Here is a 9,561-nt window from a genome sequence, read left to right on the forward strand (position 1 = left end):
GTGGATGTTATTCAGCAAAACACCTAAACCTAAAGTGCATATCATTGCCATAACGGCGTTAATTATCAGTGTATGCGCCTGTCTTTGGACTGGTGAAGCTGATGCCAAAACTACTGGTTCAGCAACATGGTCAGATATTGAAGCTCGTGGAATAAACCAAGACGTATACTTTCATGCTTGGGGAGGCGATCCACAAATCAATCGTTATATTCAGTGGGTTGCCAAGCAAGTTAAGCAGCAGTATCAGATCAATTTACACCATGTAAAACTCACCGACACCAGCGAAGCGGTCAGTCGAGTATTAGCAGAAAAGTCAGCAGGTAATAACACTCAAGGCCAAGTCGATTTAGTGTGGATTAACGGTGAAAACTTTGCCGCCATGGCCAAGCATCAACTCCTTGCGCCAAACTGGGTCGCACAATTACCCAACTTTAGCTTAACTGACCCAGACAACAACCCAGCAATGACTCGCGACTTTGGCGTACCAACACAAGGCATGGAAGCGCCATGGGGTAAAGCTGCGCTGACTTTTTATTACGACAGCCTAGCGACACAATCACCACCGCAAACCTTGCAACAATTAAGCGAATGGGTCAAACAACATCCAGGCAGGTTCACCTACCCTAAGCCACCAGACTTTTTGGCCACCAGCTTTTTAAAGTATGCCCTGATTGTACTGAATAACGCTCAACCTGAGGCAATCAAAAATCGACTTTATCAACCTGCCACGGCACAAAGCCAAGCTCTGTTATTGCCGGTGTTGTGGCAATATTTAGATGAGTTACACCCGTATTTATGGCGCAAAGGCCGCCACTTTATGTCCAGCGGCATGGAATTACGTCGTTTAATCGGCGATGGCGAACTTGCCCTAGCATTTACCTTTTCAGCCGCTGAAATTCCGGCGGCAGTGGCGCGTTTTGAATTACCCGACAGTAGCCGCAGCTATCGTATGCAAGATGGCAGCTTGAGTAATATCCACTTTATCGCCATTCCCTATAATGCTGCTCACGCTAATAGCGCTAAACTGCTCGTCAATTTTTTACTTAGCCCACGAGCACAAGCAAAAAAACAACAACCCAGTGTATGGGGCGACATCAGCGTGTTGGCAACATCTAAGCTGACTGCCGAGCAACAAGCCTGGTTTAATCCATCCGCTCAGTCACATCCCAGTGCAACTATCGCTAACCAAGCAATCAGCCCAGCGTTAAGCGAGCCCGATCCAAGCTGGAGTAAAGTGATTGCAAAGCTATGGTTAGAACGCTATGGAGTGATGCAATGAGCACGGTAGCCAGGTTGTTTAATCCTATTGTACGCATCAGTCCATACATCATGATGGCATTGTTAGTTATTCCGGTAATGGGTGGCTTAATTGGCGTAATGTTGCCTGCATTTGGTTGGATCCCAGCATTAGATCAAACCTCATTGAGCTTGAATGGTTTTAGCCAATTATGGCAAACACCGGGTATTGGTCACATGGCGTTATTGAGCATCGGCACCAGCTTTGTCAGCACCTTATTAGCCTTTTTAATCACGATACTTATCCTAGCAAGTTACTTTACCAGTCCTTGGCTGGGTTATATTCAACGGCTTTTAGGGCCAATCCTTGTTATCCCTCATGCCGCGGCGGCCATTGCTATTGGATTTCTTATCACCCCGTCGGGCATGATATCGCGCTTAGTCTCACCTTGGTTAAGTGGTTGGAATGCACCTCCCGATTGGTTATACCCACACGATGCGATGGGGCTGAGTATTATTCTTGGCCTAACATTAAAAGAGCTGCCTTTTTTATTACTGATGGCGCTGGGCGTATTAGCACAACCCGACCTTGGGCAAACACTACGGGCGCAACATAAAGTGGCATTGAGCTTAGGTTATTGCCCAATAACCGCATTTTTTAAAGTGGTGTTGCCAAGTCTCTATCCTCACTTACGCTTACCAATATTGGCAGTAATGGCCTACGCCAGTGCTAGCGTCGAAATTCCCTTAATTTTAGGCCCTAACAACCCACCGACATTGGCTGTAGCGATTATGCAGTGGTTTCATGATGTGGATTTAAGCCTAAGAATTAAAGCATCAGCAGGGGCAATATTACAAATTCAACTCACCTTATTCGTATTAGCCTGCTGGTGGCTACTAGAAGGCTTAGTGTGTCAATTCGCTAACTCGATGTTAACCAATGGCCGGCGCGATTACGGCGGCGCCATCATCCAAAAGATAACCCATGTGATCACCGCCTTAATGATGGCCATCATAGGTTTGGCATTAGTGGGAATGCTACTATGGTCTTTTGCTGGTTTCTGGCATTTCCCTGATGCCTTGCCGCAACAAGTTGTCATGCTGCATTGGCAAACAGCATTACAACAAATGCACACGCCGCTTATCGACACGGTGCTGATTGCCCTTTGCGCCACTGCCCTAGCCATAAGCTTAACCTTACTCACCTTAGAAGCGGAGCAGCACAGCGGAAAATCGCTATCGCTACTGGGAAGTGTATTAATTTATCTGCCTTTGCTTATTCCAAGCATCGCGTTTTTATTTGGTCTGGTGTGGTTACTTGAGCAAGTCAACAGTCAGCATACCTTTATCAATGTGGTACTGGCCCATTTGTTGTTTGTATTACCTTATGTGTTTTTATCACTGGCTAGCAGCTATCGACGTTTAGACCCACGCTTTAGTATTGTTGCCGCCAGTCTTGGTGCGACCAAAGCGAAAATCTTTTTTAGGATTAAACTGCCCATGTTAATTGGGCCAATATTCATTGCTTGCGCGCTTGGTTTAGCCATTAGCTTTAGTCAATACTTACCCACTTTGCTCACCGGTGGCGGGCGAATTAACACCATTACCACCGAAGCGGTTGCACTCGCCAATGGAGGAAGCCGCAGGATCAGTGCCGTATATGCCTTAATGCAAATGATCCTCCCCGCTTTAGGTTTTTTATTAGCTTGGTTATTGCCAAAAATGATTACCAAAATGTTAATCAAGCGCCACCAACAAGGATAATAATGCAAACATTCGCCAGTACAGCCAAAAGCTCAAGTACAAATACAGCATCAGTTCTCACCATTGATGGGCTGATCTTGCGTCGTCAGCAACAAGACTTATTATCATTAAGTTCAACCATTCGTGGCGGTGAAATACTGACGATTATGGGACCATCTGGTAGCGGAAAATCGACGTTATTAAACTGGTTAACTGGCATGTTACCAGCGGGTTTTAGTGCTGAAGGACAATTGCATTTAAACGGCCAAAATATCACTACGACAGCCAGTCATTTACGCCATATTGGTTTGCTCTATCAAGACCCATTATTGTTTCCGCATTTATCTGTGGCAGGAAACATCGGCTTTGCCATGCCGCCGAGCCCTAAAGCACAGCGACAAACCGCAATTAGTGAGGCATTAACCCAAGTCGGTCTGGGCGGATTAGAGCAGCGTAATCCACAAAGTTTATCTGGCGGCCAGCAAGCTAGAGTAGCATTGCTGCGGGTATTGCTTAGCCAACCTAAAGCCATTTTATTAGACGAACCCTTTAGTAAGCTCGACAGTCAATTACGCCAAGAAATCAGGCAACTCGTTTTTGATCAAATACGCCAGCACCAGCTACCCGCCATTATGGTGACTCACGATCAAACTGATGCCGACGCAGCCCAAGGCGAAGTCATTTCACTTTGAGAAATGATACTGTAATCAGCAGTACTGATATGGGTAGAACAGTTATAGATATAGATAAGCCGTGACGTAACAAAATCGCGACGTTAAAGAATTGAACGATAATCAATAGATTAATTGGAATGACATCATGCTAGATAGATTTATCACCCCAGTAATAAAGCCACTGTTAGCGCCTGCGGTGCTGTTACTCGATAAAAAAAATGTCCACCCTGATCAGCTCACCTTAGTAGGTTTCGGTTTAGGCATGTTGGCCGTCCCCTTGTTGGCATTACAATTTTGGTATGGCGCCTTGTTCTTTATCGCACTTAATCGAATTATCGATGGCCTTGATGGCGCGCTTGCTCGCCACCAAAAACACACCAGTGCCGCGGGTGGCTATTTGGATATTTGCCTCGATTTTTTATTTTATGCCGCCATTCCGCTAGGGTTCGCCTTGGCCAACCCTAATGAAAACGCCTTAGCCGCAGCGGTGTTGTTAAGCGTATTCATCGGCACAGGCTCAAGCTTTTTAGCCTTTGCCATACCGGCTGAAAAGCTGAATTTGCCTCGACCACAATTTGCCAATAAGAGCTTTTATTTTTTAAATGGCTTAACCGAAGGCACCGAAACCATCGCCTTCTTTGTGGCATTTTGTTTATGGCCAACTTATTTTCCACAACTTGCCTATAGTTTTGCCTTTTTAGGGGCCATTACCATTTTTACTCGCATTCATGGCGGCTACTACACACTTAAAAATCAGCTTGTCAAAGGAGCAAAGACTCAGAAATCAGCCGTTAAGGAGCCAACAACATGATAGATGAGATGGTAGCGATACGCTTAGGTGTGTTTTTAACGATTCTGGCATTGATGATGAGTCTAGAATGCCTATTCCCCGCAAGGAAACTAACCAAAACACCACAAACAGCCTCTATAGTCACTCGTTGGTTTGGCAATTTTGGCTTATTAATAATTGCTTCTGTGGTAGCAAGATTACTATTACCACTGGGTTTAGCTGGGTTTGCCTTGTACACCACACAACAACAATGGGGCATATTGCACTGGGTTAATCTGCCCCATTGGGTCAATATTATAAGCAGTCTGTTGTTACTGGACATGCTTATTTACTGGCAACATAGGTTATTTCATCGCATACCGTTATTGTGGCGTTTACATAAAGTGCACCACGCAGATCGCCATGTCGACAGCAGTACGGCTTTGCGCTTTCACCCCTTAGAAATCATCGCCAGTCTTGGGATTAAAGCGCTAGCGATTATCATATTAGGTATACCTGCTGAGGCGGTGATACTGTTTGAGATCTTGCTTAATGGATTTGCCATTTTTAACCACGCTAACATTCGCTTACCTAATAAAATCGAACATATTGCCCGATATGTGGTGGTAACCCAAATACTGCACCGCATACATCACAGCCAAGTGATGGCCGAAAGTAACACTAACTTTGGTTTTAGTATTGTGTGGTGGGATCGGTTATTTGGTAGCTATTCTGCTAATGCCAGTAAAGCAGACGAGGATATCGACATAGGATTAATCGAATACCCAAACGCGAAACAAAATGCATGGTTAACAGGCTTGTTATGGATGCCGTTTACCCAGAAAAAGAAGTGATGCGTAAAACTAAAGCGAGAACATTCGCATAATTAGCGCCATTAAATAACTGCCCCTATCCTTTAGGGTAAATACACATCTAGGTCGCAACATATGGCGGATATGGGCTGCAAAGAATTTCAAGGGTTTTATTTTTCAAAACCCATGACGCCTGAACAATTTTTTGCACATGCCAGTAAGAAAGGACTGAAGTTTGAGCATCAGGACAGTTTAATAAAAGCGTAAACATTTATACCAATCTATAAAGGAGGTTTGGTGTGAGTCGCTTGTTGCTCGAAACTAGATCCCAGTCAACATAACAGCATGCAATAAACGTGTCTTGCTGGGTTTAGTATTAACGCTCGATGCTGAAAATCCAAGTAACGCTTTAATCTTTTCAATCTTATCTGCTGGGATTTTTTACTGGCATTAAAGGCTTTAACGCCTTGGCGCGGTTTGCATAGTAAGTCATATCATGTTGCAGGATTTTGCCTCTAAATAGTAGCTATGACGCTTTAATCGGCAATCCTGAGACAGGCTGTCTTAAATTGACGTTATTGTGGCGTAATTAATTAAGGTGTAAAAAAGCTGTTACCTCTAATAACCATGAATTAAATCACTCATAATAAAATAGTTTTAACTCGAGGCCCTGGTGCAAATAGCCAACCCATTGATCAATAAAATCACTGTCAGCTTGCACACATTTATCGTGCTCGTGATATATTAGCAGCCATTCAAATTTGCTTATTCAGTTAAGGTTCACTCATGAAAATCGGTATTATTGGCGCAATGGAGCCAGAAGTTGTTCATTTAATTCAAGCCATCATTGAGCCTGTGCATAGTACTATTGCCGGAATCGAATTTATTAGCGGTAGCATTGCAGGCAAAGATGTCGTCGTCACTCGCTCGGGGATCGGTAAAGTGGCAGCCAGTATCGCGACCACATTATTAATCGAAAAATTTGCCGTAACCCATGTGATTAACACAGGATCTGCAGGCGGTTTTGTGGATTCTCTCGCTATCGGCGATATTGTGATTTCATCAGAAGTACGTCACCACGACGTAGATGTCACTGCATTTGGTTACGAAATAGGCCAAATGGCCCAGCAACCAGCAGCATTTATGCCTGATATCAACCTAGTGAATGCGGCCAAACAAGCTGTAGCATCATTAGGTGAAGTAAACGCAATAGAAGGATTAATTTGTACTGGCGACAGCTTTATTTGCGACCCGGTACGGACAAAAGTGATGCGTGAAAACTTTCCGACTATGGCAGCCTGTGAAATGGAAGGGGCAGCTATAGCCCAAGTTTGTCACCAGTTTACAGTACCTTTTGTGGTTATCCGGTCTCTATCAGACAATGCCAACAATGACTCACCGGTTGATTTTGACTCTTATATTATTAAAGCAGGCCTGCATTCTGCCATGATGGTGATCGCACTGTTACAACAGCTATAAACCTTCTAGAATCAGTACAGAGACAATAACCTCATAGTCTCTGTACTTAGCAACCCTAAGGTTAACAACAGCCTAACTATTGAGTGTCTATGGTCAATCAATTATTTAATCCTCAATTACTTAGCCAAGATGGCGGGTTACTGCAAAGCTGTTGTATTTTATTTTGTGCCTTAATTTTGGCTCGATTTGCGCCCATTCCTAGAGATCTACAGCCATTATTATGGTTCAACCGCTTAGCCACCTTGATAGCCATCAAAGTAAATCATCCAGAGCGAGCGGTGAGCCAGCAACTTATTGCAGGGATTTTAGCGACACTCATTTTAATTGTGCCTAGCGGGATTATCGTGAGCTTTTTACTCAGCCTTGCTGCATACCCTTGGTTTTTTGAACTGATCATCTTGTATTTCTGTTTATGTGATTCCGCCTTTAAGCCAGTGGCACAAAAAGTGGTTGATGCCATAAAAACCGGCAATAAACAACAAGCCAAACAACTTCTGGCTCCTTGGGTGAGACAAAACACCCAAGCGTTATCAGAGGTGGGGTTAAGTAAAACAACCATAGAGAAACTGTTTACTACTCCCATTTACGGCACCTTAGCAACCATACTATTTTTCAGCATAGGCGGCGCTACGATGACATTAGTGGTGCGTATGTTAAGACAACTACAACATTGCTGGCCGCCTTATCATCCACATTTTTATATTTTTTCAAGTTTTGTCGGCCAGTTAAATAGAGTCATATTTTTCATCCCGACATTACTTTGGCACTGCTCAATCGCCATTCAATTTGGCCAATTGGGTATCAAATCTATTTTTTCACAACCAATATCGACAACAGTGAATAAAGATCAGCTCAATAACCATTACACGAGTTACGCATTAGCGGCCAAATTATTAAAAATAGAATTAGGCGGGCCACAGCAATTTATTGAAAATGGCAACACCATTCGGGTAGATTTACCCAAAGTAAAATCAGGGCCCTTGCCGGATCATCGCCACATTAGCCAAGCCATAACTGTCACGCACACAGCCAATCTTTTTTGGATCAGCCTAACCTTGCTACTACCGCTTATTTGGACCGGATTAAGATTTATTTAAACCATATAAATCTTGTTTTAAACAGGCTATCATTTAGCGATTATGGACTCGTGTGCGTTTGATGTAGGCCTGTTACAACCTGATGTCACCACTCGTTGTTAACATAGGTCAATTATGCCGACAAATGGCTTATATCTTTGTAACATAAATCCTCTATAACTAATTATTAGCTGCATGAAAACCAGTTTAGGAATGCCATTTTGTTCAACCATTTACATGTATCATTAACCACACCAGCATTGCTGTTTCCGGCTATTTCATTGTTATTGCTGGCCTACACCAATCGATTTTTTTCATTAGCGGCATTGATCCGTCAACTCAGTAACGATAAAAAACCGGTACAAGGCGATCAAATTAAAAATTTACGCCAGCGAATTATTATTATTCGCAAAATGCAAGAAGCTGGTGTCAGCAGTTTTGCCTTGTGTGTGTTATGTATGATTTTGATTTACGTTGGCTTTAATCAAGTTGGCTCATTGGTGTTTGGATTGAGTTTACTGCTGTTATTGTATTCGTTGATTTTATCGGTAATAGAAATCCGTATTTCAGTAGATGCCCTCACAATTCATCTCAAAGAGCTAAGTAAATGAGTCAATGGATCTACTTTTTTGATTTATGTGGTACCGCTGTATTTGCCCTTTCGGGAGCGTTAGCTGCTGGTAAGCACCGCATGGATCCTTTTGGTGTTATTGTATTAGCATCTGTTACAGCTATTGGCGGCGGCAGTATTCGTGATGCCTTAATCGGCGCGACACCGGTATTTTGGATCCGCGATCCAAATTATATTATTGTCATTCTTGCGACCGTAGTGGCGTGCTTAGTGTTGGTGCGTAAACCCCATAAATTACCTGCACGCACACTGCCAATAGCCGATGCATTAGGTTTGGCATTATTTACCGTTATTGGCGCAGAAAAGGCCTTATTAATGGGATTGTCTGGTATGGTCGCGGTAGTCATGGGCTTAATCACCGGCGTCGGCGGCGGGATTATTCGTGATTTATTATGTCGACAAATTCCAATGGTGCTGCGAACAGAAGTGTACGCAACCGCTTCTATCGTTGGAGGCATCTGTTATACCTTAAGTATATTTGTCGGCATGGATAGCATGACATCTTTACTGATCGCTATGTTCAGTACGCTAATCATCCGTCTGAGTGCTATTCGCTGGCACTTATCTTTACCGGCTTTTGATTTGAAAACTAAGAGAATTTAATGTGCGAATAATCTTCATATTATGCTGTTTGCTATTGAGCTTTCCCACTAAAGCCAATATTGGTGACATGCCGCGAGAACAACAACTTGCGATGCAATACATGGAAGCACTCACTGATCACGATTATACCGTCTTACGTCGATTTTATTCACGCGAAACAGTATTTTACGATAAGACAGCCAATACGACCTACAAAGGTGGTCGGCACATTATTGCGTTTTTACAACGAGCCCATGAAGGGGTATTAGAATACCGCTTAAACGTAGAACACATGTTTAATACTGGCTCATTGGTGGTAATCATTGGTAGTTATCGCTTACGCGGTCCAGGCGATCAGTATGGTAAACCCGGAAAGATTATCGACCTTGCCGTACCCGGTGTCACTACCCTTAAATTTGATAGCAATACTGAGCGCCTAGTGGAGCAAATGGATTTAATGGATTATCAAACCATGACTGACCAACTTGCGGCTCAGTAATAAATCAGAGCCAATTAAAGCGCTCGCGGCGCGCAATTGACTCTGATTTATTACTGAGCC

The 9,561-nt window shown here is 43.4% G+C and carries 11 protein-coding genes; all 11 read left to right on the plus strand.

Annotation, left to right across the window (positions count from 1 at the left end):
* Positions 1–4 precede the first annotated feature (4 nt).
* The 11 genes from H5185_RS03700 (at position 5) to H5185_RS03745 (ending at position 9,501) form a co-directional block, all read left to right on the plus strand.
* Positions 5–1,279 carry an ABC transporter substrate-binding protein gene (locus H5185_RS03700; protein ID WP_182741379.1) on the plus strand — a complete coding sequence of 425 codons (1,275 nt, stop codon included), beginning with the start codon at positions 5–7 and terminating at the stop codon, positions 1,277–1,279.
* Entirely contained in the window at positions 1,276–3,000 is a 1,725-nt protein-coding gene (locus tag H5185_RS03705) for an ABC transporter permease (RefSeq protein WP_182741374.1), read from the plus strand. Before H5185_RS03700 ends, H5185_RS03705 begins: the two co-directional genes overlap by 4 nt.
* A 2-nt stretch (positions 3,001–3,002) precedes the next feature.
* Positions 3,003–3,671 carry an ATP-binding cassette domain-containing protein gene (locus tag H5185_RS03710; protein ID WP_259396152.1) on the plus strand — a complete coding sequence of 223 codons (669 nt, stop codon included), beginning with the start codon at positions 3,003–3,005 and terminating at the stop codon, positions 3,669–3,671.
* Between the two features lie 127 nt (positions 3,672–3,798).
* Complete coding sequence (locus H5185_RS03715; protein ID WP_182741375.1) at positions 3,799–4,464, plus strand: CDP-alcohol phosphatidyltransferase family protein; 666 nt, start codon at positions 3,799–3,801, stop codon at positions 4,462–4,464.
* Entirely contained in the window at positions 4,461–5,276 is an 816-nt protein-coding gene (locus tag H5185_RS03720; RefSeq protein ID WP_182741376.1) for a sterol desaturase family protein, read from the plus strand. The genes H5185_RS03715 and H5185_RS03720 overlap by 4 nt, the downstream gene beginning before the upstream one ends.
* A 93-nt stretch (positions 5,277–5,369) precedes the next feature.
* The gene (locus tag H5185_RS22855) at positions 5,370–5,501 is read left to right on the plus strand and encodes a hypothetical protein (protein WP_259396153.1); all 132 of its coding nucleotides are present in this window, start codon (positions 5,370–5,372) and stop codon (positions 5,499–5,501) included.
* 519 nt (positions 5,502–6,020) lie between these two features.
* On the plus strand, positions 6,021–6,713 hold the full coding sequence (locus H5185_RS03725; RefSeq protein WP_124017078.1) for a 5'-methylthioadenosine/adenosylhomocysteine nucleosidase: 693 nt from the start codon (positions 6,021–6,023) through the stop codon (positions 6,711–6,713).
* Between the two features lie 89 nt (positions 6,714–6,802).
* Complete coding sequence (locus H5185_RS03730; RefSeq protein WP_124017077.1) at positions 6,803–7,810, plus strand: cobalamin biosynthesis protein; 1,008 nt, start codon at positions 6,803–6,805, stop codon at positions 7,808–7,810.
* A gap of 200 nt (positions 7,811–8,010) precedes the next feature.
* On the plus strand, positions 8,011–8,400 hold the full coding sequence (locus H5185_RS03735) for a DUF2721 domain-containing protein (protein ID WP_124017076.1): 390 nt from the start codon (positions 8,011–8,013) through the stop codon (positions 8,398–8,400).
* The gene (locus tag H5185_RS03740; RefSeq protein WP_124017075.1) at positions 8,397–9,023 is read left to right on the plus strand and encodes a trimeric intracellular cation channel family protein; all 627 of its coding nucleotides are present in this window, start codon (positions 8,397–8,399) and stop codon (positions 9,021–9,023) included. The genes H5185_RS03735 and H5185_RS03740 overlap by 4 nt, the downstream gene beginning before the upstream one ends.
* 67 nt (positions 9,024–9,090) lie before the next feature.
* Positions 9,091–9,501, plus strand: a complete 411-nt coding sequence (locus H5185_RS03745) for a nuclear transport factor 2 family protein (RefSeq protein WP_235781991.1) — start codon at positions 9,091–9,093, stop codon at positions 9,499–9,501.
* Positions 9,502–9,561 lie beyond the last annotated feature (60 nt).

This window comes from Shewanella sp. SG44-6, assembly GCF_014164185.1.
Taxonomy (GTDB): Bacteria; Pseudomonadota; Gammaproteobacteria; order Enterobacterales; family Shewanellaceae; genus Shewanella; species Shewanella vesiculosa.